This window comes from Cryptobacterium curtum DSM 15641, from assembly GCF_000023845.1.
Taxonomy (GTDB): Bacteria; Actinomycetota; Coriobacteriia; order Coriobacteriales; family Eggerthellaceae; genus Cryptobacterium; species Cryptobacterium curtum.
Genome location: NC_013170.1, coordinates 145,590 through 170,594, shown reverse-complemented (window position 1 = coordinate 170,594; position 25,005 = coordinate 145,590). Strand labels below are relative to the sequence as shown.

The 25,005-nt window shown below is 51.7% G+C and carries 21 protein-coding genes; all 21 read right to left on the bottom strand.

The genetic code is table 11. The features are described 5' to 3' along the window. Positions 1-308: 308 nt before the first annotated feature. Entirely contained in the window at positions 309-1,163 is an 855-nt protein-coding gene (locus tag CCUR_RS00665) for a TrmH family RNA methyltransferase (RefSeq protein WP_012802558.1), read from the bottom strand. A 137-nt stretch (positions 1,164-1,300) separates the two neighbouring features. After that, positions 1,301-2,272, bottom strand: a complete 972-nt coding sequence (locus CCUR_RS00660) for a diacylglycerol/lipid kinase family protein (RefSeq protein WP_012802557.1) — start codon at positions 2,270-2,272, stop codon at positions 1,301-1,303. 170 nt (positions 2,273-2,442) lie between these two features. After that, the gene (gene groL / locus CCUR_RS00655; protein ID WP_012802556.1) at positions 2,443-4,083 is read right to left on the bottom strand and encodes a chaperonin GroEL; all 1,641 of its coding nucleotides are present in this window, start codon (positions 4,081-4,083) and stop codon (positions 2,443-2,445) included. Positions 4,084-4,244: 161 nt separating this feature from the next. Further along, positions 4,245-4,532, bottom strand: a complete 288-nt coding sequence (locus tag CCUR_RS00650) for a co-chaperone GroES (RefSeq protein WP_012802555.1) — start codon at positions 4,530-4,532, stop codon at positions 4,245-4,247. 196 nt (positions 4,533-4,728) lie between these two features. After that, positions 4,729-5,514 carry a response regulator gene (locus tag CCUR_RS00645; RefSeq protein ID WP_012802554.1) on the bottom strand — a complete coding sequence of 262 codons (786 nt, stop codon included), beginning with the start codon at positions 5,512-5,514 and terminating at the stop codon, positions 4,729-4,731. 2 nt (positions 5,515-5,516) lie between these two features. After that, positions 5,517-6,782 (bottom strand): sensor histidine kinase, encoded by a 1,266-nt coding sequence (locus CCUR_RS00640; RefSeq protein WP_012802553.1) that lies wholly within the window; start codon positions 6,780-6,782, stop codon positions 5,517-5,519. A gap of 196 nt (positions 6,783-6,978) precedes the next feature. Then, complete coding sequence (locus CCUR_RS00635; protein ID WP_012802552.1) at positions 6,979-7,968, bottom strand: MBL fold metallo-hydrolase; 990 nt, start codon at positions 7,966-7,968, stop codon at positions 6,979-6,981. Positions 7,969-8,057: 89 nt separating this feature from the next. Beyond that, positions 8,058-9,401, bottom strand: a complete 1,344-nt coding sequence (purB, locus tag CCUR_RS00630) for an adenylosuccinate lyase (RefSeq protein WP_012802551.1) — start codon at positions 9,399-9,401, stop codon at positions 8,058-8,060. Positions 9,402-9,618: 217 nt separating this feature from the next. After that, entirely contained in the window at positions 9,619-10,296 is a 678-nt protein-coding gene (locus tag CCUR_RS00625; RefSeq protein ID WP_012802550.1) for a potassium channel family protein, read from the bottom strand. A gap of 9 nt (positions 10,297-10,305) precedes the next feature. Then, positions 10,306-10,965, bottom strand: coding sequence for a potassium channel family protein (locus CCUR_RS00620; protein ID WP_012802549.1), 660 nt, complete (start codon positions 10,963-10,965; stop codon positions 10,306-10,308). 444 nt (positions 10,966-11,409) lie between these two features. Next, complete coding sequence (locus CCUR_RS00615) at positions 11,410-11,832, bottom strand: PspC domain-containing protein (protein ID WP_012802548.1); 423 nt, start codon at positions 11,830-11,832, stop codon at positions 11,410-11,412. Continuing rightward, entirely contained in the window at positions 11,829-12,599 is a 771-nt protein-coding gene (locus CCUR_RS07110) for a PspC domain-containing protein (protein ID WP_012802547.1), read from the bottom strand. Before CCUR_RS07110 ends, CCUR_RS00615 begins: the two co-directional genes overlap by 4 nt. A 131-nt stretch (positions 12,600-12,730) precedes the next feature. Then, on the bottom strand, positions 12,731-14,062 hold the full coding sequence (locus tag CCUR_RS00605) for a hemolysin family protein (RefSeq protein ID WP_012802546.1): 1,332 nt from the start codon (positions 14,060-14,062) through the stop codon (positions 12,731-12,733). 87 nt (positions 14,063-14,149) lie between these two features. Continuing rightward, positions 14,150-14,923 carry a PAQR family membrane homeostasis protein TrhA gene (gene trhA, locus CCUR_RS00600; protein WP_012802545.1) on the bottom strand — a complete coding sequence of 258 codons (774 nt, stop codon included), beginning with the start codon at positions 14,921-14,923 and terminating at the stop codon, positions 14,150-14,152. 298 nt (positions 14,924-15,221) lie between these two features. Continuing rightward, positions 15,222-17,324: a PH domain-containing protein gene (locus CCUR_RS00595; RefSeq protein ID WP_012802544.1), complete on the bottom strand. Its 2,103-nt coding sequence runs from the start codon at positions 17,322-17,324 to the stop codon at positions 15,222-15,224. 10 nt (positions 17,325-17,334) lie between these two features. After that, positions 17,335-17,826 carry a PH domain-containing protein gene (locus tag CCUR_RS00590; RefSeq protein WP_012802543.1) on the bottom strand — a complete coding sequence of 164 codons (492 nt, stop codon included), beginning with the start codon at positions 17,824-17,826 and terminating at the stop codon, positions 17,335-17,337. 171 nt (positions 17,827-17,997) lie between these two features. Further along, the gene (gene hypD, locus CCUR_RS00585) at positions 17,998-19,110 is read right to left on the bottom strand and encodes a hydrogenase formation protein HypD (RefSeq protein WP_012802542.1); all 1,113 of its coding nucleotides are present in this window, start codon (positions 19,108-19,110) and stop codon (positions 17,998-18,000) included. A 3-nt stretch (positions 19,111-19,113) separates the two neighbouring features. Further along, positions 19,114-19,365, bottom strand: a complete 252-nt coding sequence (locus CCUR_RS00580; RefSeq protein WP_012802541.1) for a HypC/HybG/HupF family hydrogenase formation chaperone — start codon at positions 19,363-19,365, stop codon at positions 19,114-19,116. A 51-nt stretch (positions 19,366-19,416) separates the two neighbouring features. Then, complete coding sequence (hypF, locus tag CCUR_RS00575) at positions 19,417-21,963, bottom strand: carbamoyltransferase HypF (protein ID WP_012802540.1); 2,547 nt, start codon at positions 21,961-21,963, stop codon at positions 19,417-19,419. Positions 21,964-22,097: 134 nt separating this feature from the next. Then, a complete protein-coding gene (locus CCUR_RS00570) occupies positions 22,098-23,804 on the bottom strand; it encodes a glucose-6-phosphate isomerase (RefSeq protein ID WP_012802539.1) in 1,707 nt (568 codons plus the stop codon). Positions 23,805-24,216: 412 nt separating this feature from the next. Next, on the bottom strand, positions 24,217-24,933 hold the full coding sequence (locus tag CCUR_RS00565) for a LytR/AlgR family response regulator transcription factor (RefSeq protein ID WP_012802538.1): 717 nt from the start codon (positions 24,931-24,933) through the stop codon (positions 24,217-24,219). Positions 24,934-25,005: the final 72 nt, after the last annotated feature.

Below are 25,005 nucleotides of genomic sequence, written 5' to 3'. Positions count from 1 at the left end.
CGCATTTCATGACAGCATGCGCGATAGATCTTGCCGCGTATCAGTGAAAATCCTGCCCAGATCAGGCAAAGCACTACCTGGTAGGTGGGCAAAAACCTTTCCGTTTTCTAGCAGCTGGCGAGCAGCCGTTCAGCATCTGAAAACTCTGCTTTTGTTCTAGCTGCTCGGCGTTATATATCGGTCTGAGAATCGATTGGCTCAACTATTTGTCTGGAAATGAGAGGTAGGGCTCCGGAAATTGCTCAAACTATTAATTACTACTTGAAAATCACTCGACGCCAACTACTCCTTAAGAAGTGCGCTGCTTGCTATTTCCCTGAGGAATTGCTTGAAGAACAAAGTTGATAAAACGCCACAGCACTTGCAGCAGCTACGTTGAGGGAATCAACCCCATGACGCATGGGGATACGTACGGTGAAATCGCACTGAGCAATGGTGCGTTTTGCTAGGCCGTCACCTTCTGTCCCCATAATAATAGCTAAGCGCTCGCACGCATTAAGCGCTGCGTCAGATAGTGAAACAGAGTTATCAGAAAGTGCCATAGCTGCGGTAGAAAAGCCACACGCATGAAGACGCTCAAGACCGCGATCAGGCCAATCGTCGGGCGTCTGGCCGATACGAGTCCAAGGTACCTGAAACACTGTGCCCATAGAAACGCGCACTGATCGGCGATAAAGCGGATCGCAACAGGTAGGAGTTACCAAAACCGCATCGATACCAAGTGCCGCTGCCGATCGAAAAGCAGCCCCCACATTTGTGTGATCCACGATGCCTTCAAGTACTGCCACCCGCCGCGCATTCGCAAGCAGGTCTTCCACTGAAGGAAGAGCAGGTCGACGCATTGCGCAGAGGACCCCACGCGTCAGTTCAAAACCAGTGAGACGACTAAGAATTTCAGTCGAACCAGTAAACACGGGAATGTCCGATCCATCTTCGGCGGTACAACCTTCAATAAGCGTACGCGCCGCTGCAAGATGTTGCCGTTCCATGAGAAACGAAAGAGGCTGCATGCCTGCCGCAAGCGCACGAGCAATCACCTTCGGCGACTCAGCAATAAACAGCCCCCTTTCAGGCTCAAGTCGATTACGCAGCTGTGCTTCAGTCAAGCGTGCATAAGCATCGAGTCGTGGATCATCCCAGCTGTTTATCTCAATAATGTTCACCGTTTTATCCTTTTACGGCATTGCCTTATGACGTCAACACACTCTTTTTCTTCATACCGCTGTGCATTGCATTGCCCCGACATACTGTCTTTTATCAGGAGAGGTAATACTGATTCATCATTCATCATGCACATACATTAGCGCGACGTACTACCACGCATAGGGGGTGCTAAAACCTGCAGTTCATGTGGATGTATACGCACTTCGTATGAATCGGCTACCAGCGGTTCACCATCGATTTGCACGCAGGGCTGCTCGTCGAAGTGCAGCGATAAACTTTTTGCTCTCCGCAATTCAATCTGGCGAAACTTTGTATGATGGGCGTTTTTGGCGCGCAGAAAAATATAAAGAGCGCGCGTCGGACCAACTGGTGGATGGGCTATGCAGATATCAAAGTATCCGTCATCAATCTGCGCATCAGGGCAAATACGGAACCCACCGCCGTAATAAGGACCCACCTGCACCGCAAAGGTAATCGATTGTCCCTGCACAGATTGGTCGTCAAACGTACCGGTGTATTTATAGGCACGCAGATGATTCAGCACCTGATCGATACCACTTGCAACGAATACTTTCGCACCTGTCTGCCCGGTGCGTGCACGCCGCTCCATCGTATCGAGTGCAATGGCCGCATCCAACCCAAACGAAAGTGTTTCAGCAAAGTAGACACCATTACAACTGCCCACGTCAACCGCACGGGGCGCACGCGCCTGCAAGAGCACCTGCACCGCTTCAGCTGTACCCAGCGGCACCCCAAGTGCGCGAGCATAATCATTACCCGTGCCAGAAGGAATCACCCCAAATGCAGGACGGTCGAACGCCTCTAGATGCATCAGTCCATTGACCGCATCATGGATAACTCCATCACCGCCAAGCGCTACTACCGCACGATAACCACCAGCAGCAAAGGCGAAATGGTAAGCGTCCCCCGCTGATTTAGTAAACTGAACCTCGAGCTGCGCCCCAGCGAGGTAACTGCCCACAGCAGACTCAGCTAAACTCCGCTCAAGCACATCGGCAGCGAAGTTTGCGGCAATAGCGCCCTTCCCGCTCTGTGCAGAAGGGTTAGCTATAAGCAAAACTTTCTCGCCTGTAACTGACGCAGACATATACCTCCCCAAAGCGCCCAATTAATACGATCTTACCCAACCGATATGGAACATATCTTTGCTGATAGAAAGTCTATTTCTTTACGCACAAAAATGCTCCGACATTTTTGCAAATGCCGGAGCATCATACTAATCCGATAAGCGGGAATGCAACCTTACGGAAGTAAGATTTACATCATACCGCCCATGCCGCCGCCCATCTGGGCTGCAGCCGCAGCTGCTGCGGCTGGATCGGGATCTTTCGGGATCTCATTGACGGTGCAATCGGTAATCAGAATGAGGGTAGCCACGGAAGCAGCAGACTGCAGAGCCGTACGCGTCACTTTAACAGGGTCGTTAACACCCATTTCAATCATGTCACCGTACTCGCCAGTTGCAGAATTGAGGCCCTGGCCCTTCTTCATGCCCTTGACCTTCTCAACCACCACGGAGCCTTCGTACCCAGCATTCTTGGCAATCTCACGCATGGGAGCCTCAAGAGCCTTGCGCACGATCTCAACGCCAATCTCTTCATCTTTGCTTGCAGCCTTAACACCCTCAAGTGCAGGAAGTGCGTCAACAAGTGCAACACCGCCGCCAGCTACGATGCCTTCTTCGACAGCTGCACGAGTAGCCTGCAGCGCGTCTTCGATGCGGCTCTTCTTTTCCTTGAGCTCTGACTCGGTTGCAGCACCTACCTTGAGCACCGCTACACCGCCGGTAAGCTTCGAGAGACGTTCCTGCAGTTTTTCGCGATCGAAATCGGATTCAACACGCTCAAGTTCGGCCTTGATCTGCTCTTTGCGCTCTTCAATGGCCTTCTTGTCACCAGCGCCATCAACAATCAGCGTGTTATCCTTGTCGACCTTAACGCTCTTCGCATGGCCAAGCATGTCGATCGTTGCGTCAGCAATGGTCATACCAAAGTCTTTGTCGATGACCTGCGCACCGGTCACGATAGCAATGTCCTCGAGAATGCGCTTACGGCGATCGCCAAAGCCCGGAGCCTTAATGGCGACAACGTTGAGCGTGCCACGCAGCTTATTCAGAAGCAGGGTAGCCAATGCTTCGCCTTCGACATCTTCTGCCACAATAAGCAGCGAACGACCCGACTTCATAATCTGCTCGAGCAGACCAACCATATCCTGGATGTTGGAAACTTTCTGGTCGGTCAACAGGATGTATGGATCCTGCAGGTTAGCTTCCATCTTTTCCATGTCAGTAGCCATGTAGGGGCTGATGTAGCCGCGAGACCACTGCATGCCTTCGACGTGCTCGAGGTCGATGCCAAATGTCTGGCTTTCTTCAACGGAAATAGCGCCGTCTTTACCCACGAGTTCCATAGCCTCGGCGATCTTTTCGCCGATAACCGGATCGCCTGCAGAAATAGTACCGACCGTAGCGATCTGATCTTTGCCAGATACCGCAATGGCATCAGCCTTAATGGCCTCGACTACTGCATTAACGCCCTTTTCAACACCACGACGAATGCCCAGAGCATCGGAGCCAGCAATTACGTTGCGCAGACCTTCGGTGACGATAGCGTCAGCCAGAAGTGTAGCGGTAGTCGTACCGTCGCCTGCTGCATCGTTCGTCTTGACCGCAGCTTCACGGATAAGCTGAGCGCCCATATTCTCAACAGGGTTTTCAAGCTCAATTTCCTTTGCAACAGTTACACCGTCGTTAGTAACAAGTGGAGCGCCATACGACTTCTCCAGCGCAACGTAGCGACCCTTGGGACCAAGCGTCACCTTAACCGCGTTGGACAGCTTCCTTACGCCATCGGCAAGACCGCCGCGTGCGTCCGCATCGAACAAAACTTCTTTCGCCATAACATGAATCCTTTCAAGATTGCTTCTGTTTGGTCTGTCTGACTTATTTGACTCGTCTGAATTTACCTAATACAGATCGATATCTCAGGCTTTTCTGGAACCGACTGCTATCATAAAATCACCTGCATGCAGGAGAAACACCGACACGTTGGCGGATTGTGCTACTCTTGAACCGCGTAGATATCGTCGGCACGCAGGATGATGACCTTTTCGCCTTCGACTTCGATTTCGGTGCCACCAAACTTAGCGTACACCACATGGTCGCCTGTCTTTACTGGCATAGGCAGAACCTTACCGTCTTCAGCCACCTTGCCCGCGCCGGTCGCCAAAACGATACCGGTGGTCGGCTTTTCTTTAGCACTACTTGCAATAAACAGGCCTGAAGCAGTGGTTTCCTCAACTTCGTCCTGCTTAACGATGACACGATCTCCCAACGGTTTCAGATTCATATCTTGCCTTCCTTTCGCTGGTCCGTCATAAACGGCTTTACCTCACACATCGCCTCACGGGCTCCGAGTGCTGGCACTCATCACAGCAGAGTGCCAATCAACGATGGCTATCTTATCATCCAGCGGGGGGATAACAAGCGTTTTCAAGAAATCTGAAGGTTAGGGGCTAAGATTTCACCGCGCCGTTACGCGCACGTTACTTTCCAGGCTGAACGAGACCGCTCTCATAGGCAGCCACTACGAGCTGAGCACGATCGTGAGCGTCGAGTTTACCCATAATACGCGCTAAGTGTGTTTTGACAGTTGCGGGAGAAATAACAAGATCATCGGCAATTTCTTCGTTGCTCATACCCCGAGCAACGAACCTTAAGATTTCGCGTTCACGATCGGTAAGGTCAACAAGTCCACCTGCTGCTGCAGAAGTGCGAGGGCGCGATGAAACAAAGGTCTCAATTAAACGACGGGTAATCGAAGGCTGAATAAGGGCATCCCCTGCCGCCACAGTCCGTACGGCCCGCACGATATCATCGGGCTCGGCGTCTTTCAACATAAAGCCACTGGCCCCTGCTTGAAGAGCATCGTAAACATATTCGTCAATATCAAACGTTGTCAGAACGAGGACGCGCGTTTGCGCCAAGGCGGTATCACCAACAATTTTGCGCGTAGCCGCAATACCATCTTCAACCGGCATACGAATATCCATCAGAACGACCTGTGGGCGAAGAGCAAGTGACTGCTCGTATGCCTCGATACCATTGCTTGCCTCGCCCACTACACGCACATGGTCGTATGACGACAAAATAAGCTTAAAGCCATTACGCACCAGGTCTTGGTCGTCGACAATAAGCACGTCGACGGTCTCAGACGTATTTACTCCTAAATCAGCTTCAGCTACAGCCTGTTCGCTGCGCCGACGAAGGCGCTCTTGCGCACGCCGATAATCATCGTCGTAGAGCTGCGAGCCACCCAGCAGATCATCCATGGCTATTCACCTTCCTGAAGCGGTATACGCACGTCAACCGCAAAACCACCTTGTGGCCGATTGGCTGCCGAAAACGAACCGTGCAACACATATACCCGCTCTTCCATGCCCTGCAGCCCATGACCACCAGCAGAGATATCGTCAAGCTGCGAGTGCGCAGAGCGCTTACGACCCGACGCCGATCCCGGCGCAGATGCCTTCATAGAGGCAGAAGGTCCTTCGGGAATGCCACATCCATCATCTTCAATGCGCAAATGTACCTGATCGGCTTCTTGAGACAATGTAATACGCACCTTCTTTGCCTGAGCATGGCGCACCACATTCGTCAACGCCTCGCGGGCAATGCCGAATACCGTCACATCAACGTAAGCAGGTACTTTATGAGCATCGTAGCCATCTGTTTCTAGTGTTGCTTCAAGACCAGCATTGCATGCGTAAGCGCACAGATCAGGCAGGCGATCGGTGCCATTCGTCGGATTGGTTTCGACTTCCTGACTTTCGTTGCGCAGCACACCAATCATAGAGCGAATTTCTTCGAGAGCACTCTTAGCCGTCTTACGAACCTCCGCAATAGCACCTCGCGCCGCAGCAGGATCACGATCAATAAGCCGCTCGGCCGCCGCCGCCTGAATACTTACAGCCGACAGCGAGTGAGCCGTAATGTCGTGAATCTCGCGAGCAATACGCACGCGTTCTTCTTCCACTCGGCGGGCCGCTTCCTTTTCGCGCGTACGTTCAACTTCCGCAACACGTTGCTCGACCTCGCGCAGAAAGCTTCTGTGCATGTGGTATGCCACTCCGATACCAGCCGACAAAGCTAGATACGTGGCATTTTGAATGACTACCACCAAACGGATACTGTCATTTTCACCCGGCGGCGGCATCCAAAATAACACGACAATCGAAATAGCAAGCGCGATAATAATTTCGGTACGGGGACGTTCAACCGCGATGGTAAACAGCGCAATAGCAGGTCCGATAATCGAAAAAGAATAACTAGGTGCCAACCCTTGAGACATCACAAACAACGTAAATGTGAAAACAAGAACTGGCCAAGGAAAGCGACGGCGAAGCACTAATGGGAGTACTGTTGCAATCAGCAGCACATACGCTGCGATGCCGGGATCGCGCGTAACAACGCCGGCCATATTGCGGAACGATTCATCGCGAAACATCACCGGCGAGGATGCCACGTACATCTGCACGATGGCGAAGAAGAGCGCCACGAGCATGACCGCCCCGTCAATCATCCAATCGCGTGTTTTCATCGTCCGCTTATTGATAAGCAAATTCTCCATGCACACAGTCTAGGTGAGTGCAACCGTTCGCGCCATACGCCAAGAGGGGTATTCTTCGCTTTGCCAAAACATCAACGAGCCCTAATACAACACAGTACTACTGACGCAACACAGCAATGACACTTTTCAGCGGGGCGCTACTAGCTGCGCTAACCAGATTAAGGCTCTACTGCGCGTCAGAAAGTTCGCGGATCACGAGCGGCACCAGATAACTTGCGTTGAGATCAAAGGCTGCTTCCGGCTGGATAGCCTGTACATAATCGTTGTAAAACACCGCTTTAAACTGTGCAATTACTTCGTCGTTCGAGGCACCCGCAGTATGCGCCTGCATAATAAGATCGGCAGCATACCGGCTGAAATAATCTGCCGCATGAAGAAAGCTTGTTGCTGCAGCCCCGGTCATAATGCCGAAGTGCGGCACTAGGAGCACGTCGGGATGAAGATCAATCTCGCGCGCAATAAAATCAAGCGACGAAGCGTATCCGACAAGATAAGCAGGATCAGCCATAACCTCTAGACCCTGCGGAGCCGGGTTGCCCAACACGTCACGAAACGCTGCATCGAGCGGACCAGCATATACGCACCCTGTCTCGCACGATACGAGGAATCTTCTATCGGCACACCAGAATGCAATGGAGCATTTTGTATGCCCCGGTGCAGCAATCACCGTGAAATCCATATCGGCTGCTCGCACGGTGTCACCTGGTTCAAGCACCCGATCAATTGTTAGCGATGCCGGTACTTCTTCAAAATCGGTTAACCCATGCAGATATGCTTCACTGGCGTTGAGTGTGCGCATCGTAGCAAGGGCACCAGGTCGACTAAACACACGCGCAGCATATGCACTACAGGCAACCTTTAATCCCGGCATATGGCCGGCAAGATAACCAGCACCCGCCGCATGATCGTAATGGGAATGGGTGAGCAGGAGCCATTCAAGATGACTGGCGCCCACATCGGTAAGCACCCGTCGTATGTTGGCAAGGGTAGCGGGTGCATCCCACGCATACCCCGCATCGATAAGTGCTGCAGATCCACTATTAGAAACAATGAGGTAACATTCGCCCCCAGCTGCTCCCCCCACCTGATAAATGGCATAGTTGGGGAAGCACCATGCGCCATTTAGAATTTGCTGTTCAATTGCCTGTATATCCATAAGCCATTCACCATGGCCTTTCTTGTATGCAACCAACCGTCCTTATACGAAACGAGACAGAACAAGCAGGCATCGAAGCAAAACGTCTGTTAGAACGACAACTGCTCCAAACGGTTGAATACCACGTTTTTGCGAGTAAGGAACTGCCACGGATCAAATATTTTATCGAGCTCACGAGCGTCAAGTGTACATTCTGGATCGGCCTCAAGGCGATCACGATACGTCGGACCTACCTTCGCCTGTTGCACATCATGCCACGTTGCCATTGCGTTGCGCTGCACAATAGCATACGCCTCTTCGCGCGTAATGCCCGTTTGAACCAATGCAAGCAATACCTTGCTTGAATAAACAAGACCGCGCGTTTTGTTGAGATTTGCCTTCATGGCCTCGGGATATACCTGTAAGCCATCAAGAATCCACCGCAGTTTTTCAGCAATGTAATCAAGAGCAATAAAGCTATCTGCCAACGACGTGCGCTCAGCACCCGAATGGCTAATATCGCGCTCGTACCACAGGGCAACATCATCGTATCCAACCTGAGCATTAGCCTTGATGGTACGCGCGAGACCGCAAACACGCTCAGCTGTGATGGGGTTACGTTTATGCGGCATAGCCGAAGAGCCCTTTTGCCCCTTTTTGAATGGTTCTTCCGCCTCAATAACATCGGACTGCTGAAGCAGACGTACCTGCATAGCAATACTTTCAAAACTTGCTGCCGTAACAGCAAGCGTACTCATAACCTGCGCATGGCGGTCGCGCGCAAGCACTTGGGTTGAAAGAGGATCAGGCGAAAGCCCCAGATGTTCGCACACATACTGCTCGACAAAAGGGTCGATGCTTGAATAGGTGCCGACTGCGCCGGATATAGCCCCACATGCTGCCACTTTACGGGCTTCTTCAAGCCGGACGAGTGCACGCTTCATAGCCCAGGCCCAACTGCCAAACTTCATACCAAATGTCATAGGCTCGGCATGAATACCATGCGTGCGTCCCACGCACAGTGTCTCCTGAAACTCAAAGGCACGCCGACGACATACCTCACCTATAGCGCGCACATCTTCAATAATGATACCGAGTGCCTGTGTAATCTGATATGAAAGCGCGGTGTCCCCCAAATCGGAAGATGTCATGCCATAGTGAACCCAGCGTGAAGGCTTTTCTTGCCCTTCGGGAATATCGGCATCGATATGTTCGGCAAGGCAGGTGAGAAAAGCGATAACGTCATGATTGGTTACTGCTTCAATTTCGTCGATACGTTCAACGGTAAAGTCAGCATGGGCGCGAATCCATGCGGCTTCTTCCTTTGTGATGCCTGATGCACCGAGCTCCGCCTGTGCTTCGCATGCCAAGAGTTCGATTTCTTTCCAGATAGAGAACTTGTTTTCGTTCTGCCAAATACCACCCATCTGCGGGCGCGTATACCGAGGGATCATTGAGCTCTCTTCCTTCCTGCGCTCACCAGGCGCACCACGTTTTATAAAATTGTACCGCGATAGCAATAACAACTGCCTTCATACCACCAGCTTCAGCTGTAAGCGCACGAATTCCGTATGTGAAATGAACGCAGCTAATTTATATACAACTCACGTATGTAAAACAGCTACAGCCAGTTTATACACGGCTTACGTATACGAAATGGCTACGGCCACTTTATAGCTGACGAAATGTCTGCAAGGCAGCCGCTTTCATTTCGGCATCGGTTGCTAAAACTACCATATCGCCTGGATGCAATCGTGTTGTTGTACCAATAACTTCCATGTCGCCTTCATCGCCACGCGAGACTGCCACCAATACACAGCCATCGGGAACAGGCACATCGTGAGCAAGCACCCCTTCAACCGGATCGTGATGGCGCATACGTGGAACAGTTACTTCGGCCAATGCCACATTGCCGTGCGAAAGACTCGACAGCACGCTAATGCCACCAAGCATCGCGTCCTCTTCAATAATGGTGGCAATAAGTGTTGTCGATGAAACGCATTCAATACCCACTTCGCGGAAGATGCGCAGGTTCTTTGGGCTGTTCACGCGGGCAATACAGCGCGGTACGTTAAACACGCGCATAGCTATCTCGCATGACACAAGGTTAGCATCGTCCTTGCCCGTGGTCGACACGAACAGATCTGCTTGGCGAATGCCTGCGTCTTCCTGATAGCGGGACACACAGCCATCACCCCAAATAACCATATAGCGGCCGGTTAACGTGCTCGCGAGGCGATCGGCAGTAGCTCGGTCTTCTTCAATAACGACAACATCGTTGCCATCGGCCAGTAAAACACTTGCAAGGTACTCCCCTACCTTGCCACCGCCATTAATAACGATGCGCATGAGAGCCCCCTATTCCTGTATCCAGCGCGAGAAATCCTGCAGCGCCGAGTGCTTAACGCACGCAAGCACTGCATCACCATGACCTAAAACCGAATCACCCGTCGGAAGCGAACACGAGCGCCCATCAGCACGCTCAAATGCGATGATCCGCACTTCATAAGGGCGTTCAAGCTGAGATACCCGAATGCTTTTCATGTTGTTGCCTTCCAGATCGAGCGAGAAGCGTAATACTTCGAACTCGCCAAAGGTATCGATGTGAAATCCATGACCCGATGATATCTTCGCGTAAATATCTTCGGTTACCAGCGACGTACCACACACGTAGTCAAAACCCAACTGTTCGTAGGCATGCTCATGACCAGGATTGTAAAGTCGGGTAATAACATGCGGGACATGGAACAAACGACTCGCTACCTCGGCCGTCATGAGATTCGCGTTGTCCGATTGGGTAACAGCCGCTACGCAATCAGCTTCATTGGCACCCGCTCGGGAGAGCGTCTCTTCGTCGAAACCAACCCCTTGGATGACCGATCCGTTAAAGGCACGGCCAAGTCCTGTAAAGGCATCAGGATTCTTGTCGATAACACATACATTGTCATCGTTTTCGGAAAGCATGTTTGCGAGCTGTGAACCAACACGCCCACAACCAACCACAATAATATTGCTCAAGTCGTACCCTTTCCTCACATCACCCGCATTGTGCAGCGGAATGCTCAGACAACCGCAGGTAAAATGCCGTGGCGGCACTTACTGCCAACACGCGAAATTTAAACTTCACGCGCACGCCTGCCTGCAGACGCATTATGCGAAGTATAGCCCAGCAAGCGAGTAAACACTGCGTGCTTAACTCTTGCCGCAGTATACCAACCAAACTGGTGAAGAAACGTAATGGAAGGCTTTTGACACGTTTGCAAAACACCTATTCATTCCCCGAATAGTTCCCGAAAACGACCCGCTCGGTTACGCTTGCGTACATTCGCGCGTAAAGGACACGGGGCAGCTGCTAATTTGATCCTGTTTATGTACGCAGAAAGGCCTTATGCAAAGGACGGCGGGGCTGCTGACCTGTGTCTGTTTGCGTACGCGAATAGGCAGTTGCCGACTTATTTCTGTTTATGCGCGCGGAAGAATCAGCGTCAGTATGAGGTAAATAAAGACGGTGAGTGCCGGACTGGCCACAAATAACAGCAGCACGATAATGCGCACCGTCAAGCTATCGATCGCCCACCAGCGAGCAAGGCCACCGCATACTCCCGCTATGCGCCAATCAACGCTACTGCGTACCAGATTTGTCGGGCGTGGCCCCTGCGCTACCAATGCTTCTTTGCGATAAGCCCATATGAGATACACAATCAGAGCAACCAGTGAAACCGGAAAGAGTGCATCGAATACGATGCACACTGCATCGATAGCTGTCCACCACAGCACCACACTTGCACGGTCAACAACAAGGCCAATGACGCCAATCGCTACCAAAGCAACACCCACCACAATGCCAACCCGGGCAGCTGGCGTATACCGAGAAAACTTCTTCATTGCGGCAGATCTCCCTGCCACGAGTTCACGCTTTCAAGCATGGGAAAAACCCTTGCCGCATCATCAAGCGACGGCCCCCGATCGGCATACCCGCCCAATCCGATGAAGCAAAAAAGCAAAAAGAGCACTGCCGCCGCAACAATGAATCCATTTGAACGCGTAGCACGCGCTAACACTAAAAGGCCGGCAACCACACATAAAAACGCCCAGTTTTCGGAAAGCCAACCATCAAAACGCAACGACACCGCCCCCAGCGAAGCCATAAGCGCCATTGCGCCAACAACCAGCAGAATTACCCCTTCTACGATGCTGTTTAAGGTATAGCCGTCACGCCCTGGCACTGCCAAGCGCAACACACCGAACGCCATAACAGCAAGCGGCCAAAACTGTAAAGGGGAAAATACCGGCAAAACAAAGGGCATCGCGAGTGACAGAGCCACCACCAGCAGCAACACACCCCCCACCAGGGCGCAAGCCACCGCCACGCCACGCAACGCTGCTGCTTTAGCATGTGACGTGTTGCAACAAGACGAAAGCGAAGGATCAACTGTCACATCAAGGGGACGAATGGGCTTACCCTCGCAGGGAATCAAAAGCCATATGACAATATACGCTACAACAAATAAACCACAGGTGAGTATCGTAAGCGCAATAAATATCAGCCGCATGACCGTTAGATCGATGCCAAAATAGCGTGCAAAGCCACCCGCGACACCGGCAAAGCGGCCGTCCTCGGTGCGATAGAGCCTTTTCGATGCCTCATGCACGATGGGCTTCCCCTTCTGCGCTTTTCGCGCGCGCGGTTATGCGTTCATCTGCTTACCTGCGCGCTCTCTGCACTCTTCCTGCGCACGAACATGCACTCATGCGCTTACCTTGCACACTTGTCGTCGCGCTTTTACTTTTCTTCGTTGGGAGAATCGCTTGATTGGTCGGTATCATCCGTCGATTCAACAAGTTTCTGCACGCGAATAACCGATATACGACGACGACGCATCGACTGCACCGTAAAACGATAGCCACCAAAATCGTACGAATCGCCAATTTGGGGAATCGTATCAACCATATCGATAAGCCATCCTGCAATGGTTTCGTAATCGTCCGATTCTTCAAGCGGCCACGATAACTCAATCGCATCATCGACCGGTAAGCTGCCGTCAACAAGCCATTCACCATCGGTCAGCTGTGTGACATAGCGGCTTTCGAGATCGGTTTCGTCAATAATCTCGCCCACGATTTCCTCAACGATATCTTCGATGGTAATTAAACCATCGGTTCCGCCATACTCGTCGACAACGATAGCTATCTGTTGCCTATTCGTTTGCATCTCGGACAACAGCGGGAAAATGTCTTTTGTTTCAGGGACAAAATAAACTTCATCGGTGAATTCATCGACCGTCGCGTCTTCACGATCATCCATGATTGCAGGGATAAGATCTTTGTATTTTACGACGCCCACAATGCGGTCATAGTCTTCGTGATACACCGGCAAGCGCGAATATCCCGTACCACGCATGCGGTTCAGCGTTTCTTTAACCGTTTCGGTGTCTTCCACAAAGATGATATCGGCACGCGGCGTCATGATGTCACGCGCAGTGGCATCGGCCAAGTCAAGGATTTCATGGATCATACGCTTTTCGTCGGGCAACAATTCCTCGTTGTCTTTAACAATGTACTTGATCTCGTCTTCGGAAACCGCCTGCCGCTCGTCAACGGACTTCACATGAAACAAACGAGCAAGCGCATTCGATGAAGCAGCGGTCATAGCCACCAACGGACGGGCTAGGTGCTGGAAGAATGCAAAGCTGCTAGCCATGGCCATGCTGACACCCTCGGGATTCGCAAGGCCCAGCCGCTTGGGGAACAGCTCGCCCACCACAATAGTGATGTACGACACAATAAGCGTGATGATAACGGTTGCCAACGGCAGCGCGACACCGGCATGAACACCCAGTTCCTGCATCCACGAGGCAAACGGGTCAGACAGCGTCGTCGCAGCAGCAGCAGAAGCGAAGAAGCCAAGTAACGTGATGTACACTTGAATGGTTGCAAGCAGATTATCAGCATCGGCGGCCACATCAAGCGCCTTACGTGCTCGCTTGTCACCGTCGTCAAGCGCAGCTTCAAGCTTCGTCTTCCGAACACTCACCATCGCGAGCTCGGCCGCCGAAAAATAGCCGTTTGCCAAAATGAGCGCTAACGTTATAGCAATACTTATCCAAATGGCCACTAGTAAAACTCCTTAGCGTGTCGAACGTAGTGGGAAAACGTCGGCATCGGCAATACAACAAATATCAAAAAGAACGTGCATCTAACCTCACACCACATACAGCAAGATAACAAAGAACTGGAAAATACTGCCCGCAAGCACGAACAGGTGAAACACAAAATGGAGGTAAGGAACCTTCTTGAACACGTAAAAAACGGCACCGACCGTATAGCACAGGCCACCCACTACAAGAAGCACGAAACCAACTGTTGGCAATACCTGTGCTAACGTGGGCAAAAATGCCACAATACTCCAGCCGAGCAGCACGTATATAACAGCCGATATCCAACGAGGACGAAATGTCCAAAATGCTTCGAGCGCAATACCAGTAATTGCAACAGCCCAAACAAATACTGCCAGCGAAATGCCGCCGGCATCTGCGAGCGATATCAAACAAAACGGCGTATAGGATCCCGCAATAAAAAGATAAATGAATGAATGGTCGAGTACCTTGAAAACGCGCTTTGCTCCCTCATGTGTCAGTGCGTGATACAGCGTTGAGGCCAGGTATTCGAACAACATGGAGATACCATAGATCAGAGCAGCGGCCAAATGAATACCCACACCATGAGATACTGCCGTCACAATAAGAAGCACTACAGCAGCAATAGAAAGCAGCGCTCCAACGCCATGCGAAACAGAGTTAGCAATCTCTTCGCCTAAACGATATTCGCGCACGCAAGGACGCGAGACGGCTTTGTGCTTATTGGTGGGATTATCGTTGTACCCCTCAGGCGCACCAGGACGGGTAGGCCTGCTTGCAGATATGCCAGCAGGCCCAGGGTCTTCAGATGATGAGGATGTGCGTCTTCGCGGTTTCATTCTGGCGTTTACTCTACCATATTGCTGCAATGTCACGTCTATCGCCACGGCAAGGGGCCATGCTCTCCACAAATGTCCATAGACTAACTTGTAATCTCAATCATGTCTCAGTTATATCGCAATCATGTCGCCTGAAGACCTACGTTGCCTTTCAATAGCGCACCAAGCCTTCACCTGGGCGAGACAGCACGACTGCATGTCTTGCCAAACTAAGTTTACCCAAGCCAAGCTATCCAAGCGAAGTAGAGTAATTGAACTTCCTTCCCAAGCTAGGTTTTACCCAGCTAAACCATCCAAACTAGGCAGAACGATTGATACCATCCTGCGCGGTAATCTGTTCAATGGAAAAAGCTGTCCCGGTGCGAGGGTGCATCCATTCAAGCCACCGCTGCGCATCGTCTGCACGTACATCCCAAAGACGCACCACGGTTTTCGTAACACCCGCAGCAGTCGTCGCTTCGATGCTTGCCACCTGAGAAAACCGTTGAAACGGATTCGAACACGTTCCCGCATACTGGAGTTTTTCACGCGGAATCATCGTAAATTCACTCGAAAGACCATCGTTGCGAATGGCTGCAACGTGTTTGGTACATGCAAACCCTGAATGTCGATACCAAAGGAATGCTCCAACTGCCTGCAATGCAGTAAGAATAAGACAGAGCCCCAGGAAGGCCCCAATAATCTTGGTAAGAAGATCCAGTATCAGCATGGTGACAGAGGTTGAGGCACCTGCTTCTAACAACATGTCAGTCATCGTGTAATCAATAGTATACGCAATGTTCATACCAATCGAATTGCGCAGAACTGAAAGACAAGCTAGTGCCACGATAAGGGCAATCGCAGCCGGCACCCATCCATTACGCCAGATACAGCGCCGAATAAGTGCGCGGCGCAGGGCACGCCGAGGAGGCTTGACGAGCTGATCAATGCGTGGAATGTCGATTAATTCAGGAGTAAGCCCTGCAAGAATATTCTCTACCTGACTAAGCTTGACGAATGGATGCACTACCAAGCCTCGTGAAAGATTGGCCGAAGACCCTTTCTTCTGCTGATTACTTTCCAGTGCATCGATACGACCAAGTGATACTTCGCAGTAGCCAATCAAACGGCGGAAGAAGGTCTGACGGACCGATATCGACTGTACGCGGGCAATATCAATACCTGAAAACTGCCGCTGAAGCAGCCCTTGTTCAACCTCGATGCGGCTGCCCCGACGACGTACCTTGAATCCGCCATACGAAAAAATGACCTGCAACATGCCGCCTAAGCCACCAATAAGCACTACAAGAGCAAACAGACCAAGCGGCAGAGCACTCGCTCCCGTGAAGGCAGTGACAAAACCAATGACAGACATAATCGCGATGACCATCGGCATCCCACTGCTCGACAGGCTTGCCATAAGCAGCTGGCCATTGCTGAGCCCATGCTCGTAGGAGACCGTTTCCAAGCCGCCGATTGCACCGCCAAACATACCGCGAAAAGTGGCAATGTCGCCCACGGTATCGTCGAGCACATTGCTTGCTTGAGCACCATTGCCCACTTGAACGCTTTCAGTATGCTGTCGGATTTGTTCGGTTGGAGGAACGGGACGACCACTTGCATCAATGGCAGCACTTCCATACGTTGGGATGGCCACCTGAGCAGATGAAGTATCCGCAGCTAAAGTTGCCACTGCTCCCGCAGAAGAAGCGCCAGAGGATACCCCCGGCGTAGAAATTGCAGCAGATACAGCAGATGCCGCCGAAGTATCAGATGCTGCCGAGGGAACGGGTACCTGTTGAACAGCTGGCGCCTGCTGAGAAGCCGCAGACCCCCCTGCCATCTGTTCAAGTGCTACAGCCTTGCGCAGAAACAGTTCAGACCGCAAACGTTCCGCTACGCTCAACGACACATAGGGAATACGAACTGCCTTATTGGCCGCTCCACCTGCCGTGTCGATAGCAACCGTACAAATACCAAAAATGCGTTGGATGACAGTAGCATGATGGTTAACTGATTGCACGCGCGCATACGGTACATGCACGCGTTTCTTTACGATGATGCCTGAATACAGGCTGAATTCTCCTTCGTCAAACACGAATGACAGATTCCGATACGCCCAGTAGGCAAGAGCTACGAGCAGCCCATATATCAGAAGTGGAATGATAATAATTCCACCAATAAACAGAAAACTCAGTGCAGATGTCGCCACAAGGGAATTTCGGCCAAAACTATTAAACAACGCCGAAACGCTTGCTAAGTTAGCCATAAGGGCAACAAAGATAATGGCGAATAGTTGCGTCAGAGGCATTAACCAGATGTAGCTGCCATGCACATGCTGGCGCTGCCCGGTCGTGAACGTGCTTGTCAAAGTGGATTGCGGCATTCCGTTAGGCTGAACACCTGGGCTATTCTGCGCCATACCCAGCCCCCTACACGTCTTCGCGTGCTAAGCGAGCCAGCTCGGCCGCGCGATTGCGCAGTTCCTCGGCTGCCGTAAAGCTGAGCCCGGGAATCTCGTGTTCACCGGCCGCTGTCGACACCGTCACACTCGCCAAGCCAAACAAACGCAACAGCGGACCTTGACGGGTATCGGTATTCTGCACGCGAATAAAGGGGATGACAACACGTTTGCGCCAGATAATACCGCGCGCAATGTCCAAGTACTCCGGCGTAATTTCATAACGCCAGCGTATAAAGCGAATAGGTGGCAATACAAAAAGCCATATCACCAGAGCAATGACCCCCAGCACAAGCACCAGGGTAAAGCCGGCTTCGCCGATTGCACGCGCCTGTGGCTCAAGAGTGACCATTTTGCAAACTGCAGCACAAATCGCCGTAAGAATTATGATCCAGAAAGCATCATTGCAGCGCCATACATTCTTAATGCGTGGATCGAGCTTGTTTTGAGGTAGCGAACTCATGGCAGTTTCCTTTCGCAGAATGCAACCAGCCAATGTATTCAATCGACCGAAAACACCCCAGTCTCCGAATAATTGGGATATATCTTACCATGAGCAATACCTCTCGATCCGATAGCGTCAGTAGAAGAGAAGATGGCAGCCTAGTACGATAGTATCGAGACACGACGTCTATTACCGATAGTATCGATAATAGGCAGCGCAACTACCCTCGCTCGATACCATGCAGGGACCGATAGGATTTTCCGGCGTGCATACTTTTCCAAACAGTGGGCATTCATCAGGTGACTGTGCTCCACGCAGAATGTCTCCGCAGCGACACCCCGCATGTTCAACTGTTTTTTCTACAACAGGCTGAAACCGCGCAACTGCATCAAAGGCTCGGTACTTTTCGCGAATCGCATATCCACTGTCTGGAATAGGACCTAATCCACGCCAGGTAGCCGTACATGTTTCGAACACTTCGTCGATAGCGGCAAGCGCAACTTGGTTTCCTTCAGGACGCACACCGCGTGTATAGGCGATCTCAATTTCAGCGCGCCCTTCGCGCAACTGCCGCATAAGCATGGCAATACCTTGCAGTACGTCAACTGGTTCAAACCCCGTGACCACACCCGGCACACCATAATCATGAGCAAGGAATTCGTAACACCTAATACCTGTCACCGTGCTTACATGGCCAGGCAAAATAAGCGCATCAACCTTCAGTGACGGGTCAGCCACAATTGTCTCAAGCGCTCCCGGCATATTTTTATGTGCCACAAACACGGTGAAATTGGATAGATTCAGCACATGTGCTCGTTTAATGGCCATAGATACGAGTGGTGTTGTTGTTTCAAACCCAACCCCAACGAACACCACTTGCCGCTCTGGATGCTCCTGAGCAAAGGTAAGAGCATCAAGCGGCGAATAGACGATCTCAACCGATCGTCCCGCCGCTTTTTCAGCAAGCAGGCTTGAAGTAGATCCTGGCACGCGCGTCATATCGCCAAACGTAGCCACGGTAACTTCGGGAATACGTGTAAGTGCAATAACAGTGTCGATATCTTTGTTGGCGGTTACGCACACGGGGCAGCCCGGTCCAGAAAGCAATCGGGTACCTTCAGGCATAATCGCACGAATACCGTTTCGTGCAATCGCAACGGTATGGGTTCCACAGACCTCCATTAAATTGCAGGACACAGGCGCCAATTCTTCTATCGACGCAATCAAACCCCGTGCAAGATCGGGATCTTTAAAGCGGGATAGATCGCGGGCAAGAATGTTGTCAGGCAAATTACGTGCCATCGCCTAACCCAGCACCGCTTCGGGTACTTCTTCGGCAACCATGTCGGGGAATTGTTTTACCAAATCGAGGGTTTCCTCGGCAAACTGAGGATCAACCACTTCAATAGCGAAACCCGCATGAACAAGAACATAATCGCCTTCGGCTGCATCAGGAGTCAGATCGATGGAAATGTCTCGGGTGACACCCATAATGTTGACTTCAGCCATGTTGTCTTCTTTGCGCTGCGTAATCTGCGCTGGAATAGCCAAGCACATAGCCTTCTCCTTATTGATAGCGCTGCACATCTGCCCGCAGCGCTTTGCTGTCTACTTTGTATGTAATCCTACCACTGCTTGTCCATAGGAGATGCAGCCATCGTTGGGCGGTAAATCGCGGTTAAGTGCCACCGCATAACCGGCAGCCGACAGCGCAGAAACCGTCTGCTCCAAGAGGTATCGATTCATGAAAACACCGCCAGACAGTGCCGTTTGACGCACGCCATAAAGAGCTTCGCCAAGCTGCGCCATCTGCACGATTGCCCGTACGATTGCATCGTGGAATCGCCGAGCAATCACACCTGTTGCCACCTGTGCCTGCTTGTCATCAAGTAAAGCACGGAAGAGTGGTGCGGCATCAAGCAGAAGCACCGCCGTGTCCTGTGCGGTGCTTTGTTCTGTCGCCGCGTTCTTCACGATATCAACGCGATACCGATGTGTTATAGCAGATTTATCTGCCTCTGCTGTCGAATCGACTGCCGAATTAACCACCGCATTGGCGTGCGCAGAATCTAAGTCGGGCGTATCGCAATTGCTTGCTGCCCTCCTTACTACTGAATCAACCACCGCATCATCTGCCGAGTAGTCAATAGCTGCCTCCAACAGACAAGCCCCTTCCCCTTCGTAACGGGCTTCTGTGCAAAGACCCAGCAGTGCACTTGCTGCATCGAACAGGCGTCCCACCGACGAAGTCTGCGGGCAATTAACCCCGCGATCGATCATCTGCGCACACAGATCGGCTGTCTCCCCCAAGGCAGACAGAGCTGAAGCAGCGCCCGGATGATCAAGCAAATCAAATGCCCACAGGACACCATATGCGCAACGCGGTGGATGGGTAATAGCCCCTGCTCCTGAGGGGAGGGGGAAATAGGAAAAGTTTGCAAAACGTTCAAACGACGACAGATCGGCAAGCAGCACTTCCCCACCCCAGATAGCACCATCAACGCCATAACCGGTGCCATCGAAAGCAAACCCGAGCGCGGGGCCTTCGAGGGCATTTTCTGCCAGTACCGAAGCAATATGGGCATGATGATGCTGCACCCGCACCACCGGAAGATCCTGCGCCAGCGCCCACTTGCTCGTAAGGTATTCGGGATGCATATCGCATATCACACGGCTTGGTGTTAAATGGAACAGCCGCTTGAATGCCGCAGCGGCTTCAAGCCATGCATCGTTGGTCTGTGCATTTTCCATATCACCAATATGCTGAGAAACAAATGCCTCGCCGGGGCGCGTGAGAGCAAGCGTGTTCTTCTGTTCGGGGCCAGTTGCAAACACACATTCATCAGGCGTGTCTTTGGGCAGGGGAACCGGTTGCGGAGCAAAGCCACGCGCACGGCGAATCATCTGGACTATCGAATCATCAGCGTCAATGAACGCAACCCGCACCACTGAATCGTCGTACCGTTCCAAGATAGGGCGATCGTTACCGACAAATGCATCAGCAACGTCGGCAAGAACATGAGCGGCACGCGCATCGTCAGTTTGGATGGGCTCGTCATGCACATTGCCCGATGTCATCACAAGCATGCCGCCGAATGCGCGCAGAATCAGATGCTGCAGCGGTGTGGCGGGAAGCATCAGACCCATTTCGGATAGCCCATCGGAAAGACCTGTGGCGAAGGAGACATCTGAACGCTTACGCAACAATACAATAGGCCGTGCAGGCGATGAGAGCAGCGCTTCTTCCTCTTGGGTTGTCTGACAAAGCGCCCGCGCTTTGTCGAGCGTCGCAACCATACAAGCAAGCGGCTTTCCCGGACGACGCTTACGACGGCGTAATTCAGCAATAGCTTGTTCGTTTGTGGCATCACAGGCCAGGTGAAACCCGCCGAGCCCTTTAATGGCAACAATGCCGCCAGCGGTGAGTACTGCAATACAGGCTGCAATAATGGCGTCGCTTTGTACCTGATTGCGGCCGATCTTTCGCTGGTCATACGTAGGTGCCCAGTCGCTTGCGTCTGACGCCCAGCTTTCTTGGTTTGCAAGCATGCCCGCCACTCTATCGGTTGCTGAAGGAGAAACCCACCAGCTGATATGCGGGCCGCACTCAAAGCAAGCATCGGGTTGCGCATGAAAGCGACGATCAGCGGGGTCAGCATACTCAGCCGCACAGTCTGGGCACATCTTGAACGGTCCCATACTGGTATTTGCCCGATCGTAGGGCAACTCACGCGTAATCGTAAAACGTGGACCGCAGTTCGTACAATTAATAAAAGGATAATGGAAACGACGGTCAGCGGGGTCAAACAGCTCGTATAGACAGTCATCGCATGTCGCTAAATCGGGCGAGACCAGCGTTGTACTCGTTGTGTCGGTATCGTCTGAAAAGCGAATTTCGAACGTTTCAAAACTCTCAACGGAAGCCGGGTCTAAAAGTACCCGTTCAACCTTCGCTGCTGCCGGTGCTTCATCGGCAATAGCGAGGGCAAAATGGTCAAGGTCAGATTGACTTCCTTCCGCATGAATACGTACTCCATCAACACCGTTGAGCACCCAGCCGCACAGATGATGCTTGCGAGCCAGTCGGTACACAAACGGACGGAAACCTACCCCTTGTACAATACCGGTCACATGAATGTTGAGCGCTTCGGTCATGCTTACCCTTAATCGACGTTCCCCTACAGATATTTCACAAGCTCTGAAAATTCCATACTGTTTCGGGCGGTACTGCCCTTCCTCCTTTTTGCGTATTTTGATGTATGCGAGATAACCCGTATCTCCAGCTGAGCTTATAGAGACCGAGCAACTTTTTGCACGACTTCACCCACCTGGCGCAGTGTTGCACCAGAATTGTCGGGCAAATGCAGATGAACGACGCGGCGTCCTCGTTCTGAAAGAACCTTTAAATCGCCTTCTGCCTGCGCCTTTGCTAACGCTCCTAACGAAGGGGCATGCCAATCAGAAAGCGGGATATCTTTGAGCTCATCGGCTGAAAGAATCAGAAATACGCCATTATTGGCGCCGCCTTTTTGCAGCTGCCCCGTTGAGTGAAGGTAGCGGGGGCCAATTTCCAAGCAGGACACCACGCCAAATTCGCGCGCGAACGTATGACGTATCAGCTCAAGCGCTTCACGACGGCCTTCACCCGCAAAAGGCAAAAATGCATTCAGCGAAAAATAGTCACCCGGAACGATGGATGCCATCAAGCTCCTGAGTGCCTCTTCCAAGTTGGTCGCATCGACAAACGTATCGGATAGACGCACTTCGATCTCGCCCATATTCATGTCCCCAATATTTTCTTGGATGAAATTGGGCGGTATCTCGCCTTCGGTAAGAACCGAAATCGTCGCCGCTTTCGACGAGGCGACATCAGGCTGATCAAAGGGACAAACTTTCATAAGATAGCCGCACATAGCGGTTGCGTATTCCCAGATGACAAAATCAGCTGCGAGCTCGCAAACCGTATCCACCTTAAAGCTTAAAAGCGGAATCGATTGGTCAATGTACGCAAGACTCATCTCAAAGTTCTTTTGTTCGTCCCACAAGCTATTCTGCGTCTGGTACACAATAGCCGTACGATCAGGCGACGGGCGCGAAAGCAGTAATGCATCGGATTCAATGTTGGGCAAAATTCCTTTGCCGCCTTTGCCCAGGCTTTCAGCAATAAGTTGTTCAATCCATAAACCTAATACGCGACCGCGCTTCTGGGTAAGAAAACTGAACTTGTCGCGACCAGCCATATAGTTGTCGTATAAAAAGGCAGCCAAAATAATGGCAGGATTGTCGACTGAATCTTCTGAGCACGCTTGCTCGGCCGTGCGTGCACGATCGATGAAATTGTCGAGGTCGATGCCGACGAGTGCAGCTGGTACCAGCCCAAACACCGACAGCGCACTATACCGACCACCGACAGAAGGCTCGCCGGAAAATACCTTGCGCCATCCTTCTGTGCGGGCTAAGCAATCGAGCTCGCTGCCCGGATCGGTAATCGCAACTAACTGATGCACTAATTCTTCAGCGGGAATAGCCTTTTTCAATTCGGCACGCACTGCCCGCAGGTAACTGATTGGTTCGATAGTGCCGCCACTTTTCGAAGAGGTCACTATCAGTAAGCGGTGCGGGTTGCAGTTGGCGAGTGCCGAGCGTACACGAACCGGCGAATCGGAATCAAGCGTGCGAAACTTCACATTCGAGCAATCGACGCTGTTGTACTTCGTAATAGTCATCGGCGCCTGAGTTGATCCGCCTTCTCCCAAAAGAAGGACGGTATCAAACCCATCGTCAAGCACCTGACGAGCAAATTTCTTGATATCGTCGAGGGGATACGGCGGATTACTTGCCAGATCAACCCAACCCATGTACTCACGTGCGGTAGCTTCGGCCTCTTCCGAAAAGCTGAAAAGCGTCGCGTCTTTCGCATGCAAGCGGCTTGCTACGGTGTCCTTTACCAGCGTTTTCGCTGACGGATACACCTTTTCCATCTCAACGCTAAGCATGTACCTTCTTCCAGTAATACGAAAGGGAACACGGCTACAGGAAAATCCATGCACCGTGTTCGACCGATTTATTGTATCAAAGCACGCGCCTTTTAACCCGCCCTAATGCCAGCACACATACCTAAGTGTTACGAAGTAGAAGGAAACGAGACACTCATTGAACTGGTTGGCCAGTACATGCCATGCCGTTGCCCTGTCTTGTCGATACGTTATAGATTAAGCAAGTCGCAGCTTAGTAACGAACAACATCTTGCTGGCGAACCACACAATGCTGGACCGCTTGAGCTATAAATAAAGCTGAATGTACGTGCAACTAGGTAAGAGCCGCGTTCAACATCGAGCCCCCTTAGCCGTAAGCAGCGCAAACGACCCCGCGAGCCCCCTTAAACATAAGCCGCGCCTAAGAGAAAGACTAGATACCCAGTGCCTTCTTGAGAGATGAAACGCGGCGACGCGATACGGGCACTTTATCCTCACAGGAATCAAGCGTTAAAAGCAGGGTGCCACCCGACACCGGTTCCACTTCACAAACGAGCGAAAGATTGACCAAGTAGCCACGATGCACGCGGAAGAACCCATGCCCATCGAGACGTTTTTCCAACTGAGCCAAGCTGACCGTACTGAAATAGCGATCGTTATCCGTCTGCAAATAGGTGTAATCGTCGCGCGCCATTACATAACGGATGGTGTCGATCCCAATGAGAATCTTCTTACCGCCCTTTTCCACTGGAATGCGCTCGAGTTTTTGCACTTTAGCATGTAGCGAAACATGTTCACGCACACGAGCCAGCGCCTGAGAAAGGCGCTCAGATTCCACCGGTTTAACCAGGTAATCGATAGCATTCACCTTAAACGCTTCGATAGCAAATTCACTATAAGCCGTCACAAATACCACCGCGGGCGGATATTTTAAATGCTGCAACGCTTCGGCCAGCTGCAGACCAGAGGCTTCCGGCATGTTGATATCGAGAAACATAACATCACACGGATATTCCTTGAGCTTTTCAATAGCCTCACGCACACTGGCGGCCTCAGCCACCACTTCGGTTTGTCCTAATTCGTCAAGCAGAAACTTCAGTTCAGAGCGCGCAGGCGCTTCATCATCGACGATTATCGCTTTCAGCACCACAGCTGTTCCTTCCGGGTGTTATTGGATGATTAAAGAAATACTTTACCGCAAGGCTTCCCCAAGCTCAGCATA

Bases quoted from the DNA above. Each gene is read 5' to 3' on its own strand.
- CCUR_RS00660 (WP_012802557.1), bottom strand. From the start codon at position 2,272: ATGTCTGCGTCAGTTACAGGCGAGAAAGTTTTGCTTATAGCTAACCCT.
- groL (WP_012802556.1), bottom strand. From the start codon at position 4,083: ATGGCGAAAGAAGTTTTGTTCGATGCGGACGCACGCGGCGGTCTTGCC.
- CCUR_RS00650 (WP_012802555.1), bottom strand. From the start codon at position 4,532: ATGAATCTGAAACCGTTGGGAGATCGTGTCATCGTTAAGCAGGACGAA.
- CCUR_RS00645 (WP_012802554.1), bottom strand. From the start codon at position 5,514: ATGGATGATCTGCTGGGTGGCTCGCAGCTCTACGACGATGATTATCGG.
- CCUR_RS00640 (WP_012802553.1), bottom strand. From the start codon at position 6,782: ATGAAAACACGCGATTGGATGATTGACGGGGCGGTCATGCTCGTGGCG.
- CCUR_RS00635 (WP_012802552.1), bottom strand. From the start codon at position 7,968: ATGGATATACAGGCAATTGAACAGCAAATTCTAAATGGCGCATGGTGC.
- purB (WP_012802551.1), bottom strand. From the start codon at position 9,401: ATGATCCCTCGGTATACGCGCCCGCAGATGGGTGGTATTTGGCAGAAC.
- CCUR_RS00625 (WP_012802550.1), bottom strand. From the start codon at position 10,296: ATGCGCATCGTTATTAATGGCGGTGGCAAGGTAGGGGAGTACCTTGCA.
- CCUR_RS00615 (WP_012802548.1), bottom strand. From the start codon at position 11,832: ATGAAGAAGTTTTCTCGGTATACGCCAGCTGCCCGGGTTGGCATTGTG.
- trhA (WP_012802545.1), bottom strand. From the start codon at position 14,923: ATGAAACCGCGAAGACGCACATCCTCATCATCTGAAGACCCTGGGCCT.
- CCUR_RS00595 (WP_012802544.1), bottom strand. From the start codon at position 17,324: ATGGCGCAGAATAGCCCAGGTGTTCAGCCTAACGGAATGCCGCAATCC.
- CCUR_RS00590 (WP_012802543.1), bottom strand. From the start codon at position 17,826: ATGAGTTCGCTACCTCAAAACAAGCTCGATCCACGCATTAAGAATGTA.
- hypD (WP_012802542.1), bottom strand. From the start codon at position 19,110: ATGGCACGTAATTTGCCTGACAACATTCTTGCCCGCGATCTATCCCGC.
- CCUR_RS00580 (WP_012802541.1), bottom strand. From the start codon at position 19,365: ATGTGCTTGGCTATTCCAGCGCAGATTACGCAGCGCAAAGAAGACAAC.
- hypF (WP_012802540.1), bottom strand. From the start codon at position 21,963: ATGACCGAAGCGCTCAACATTCATGTGACCGGTATTGTACAAGGGGTA.
- CCUR_RS00570 (WP_012802539.1), bottom strand. From the start codon at position 23,804: ATGCTTAGCGTTGAGATGGAAAAGGTGTATCCGTCAGCGAAAACGCTG.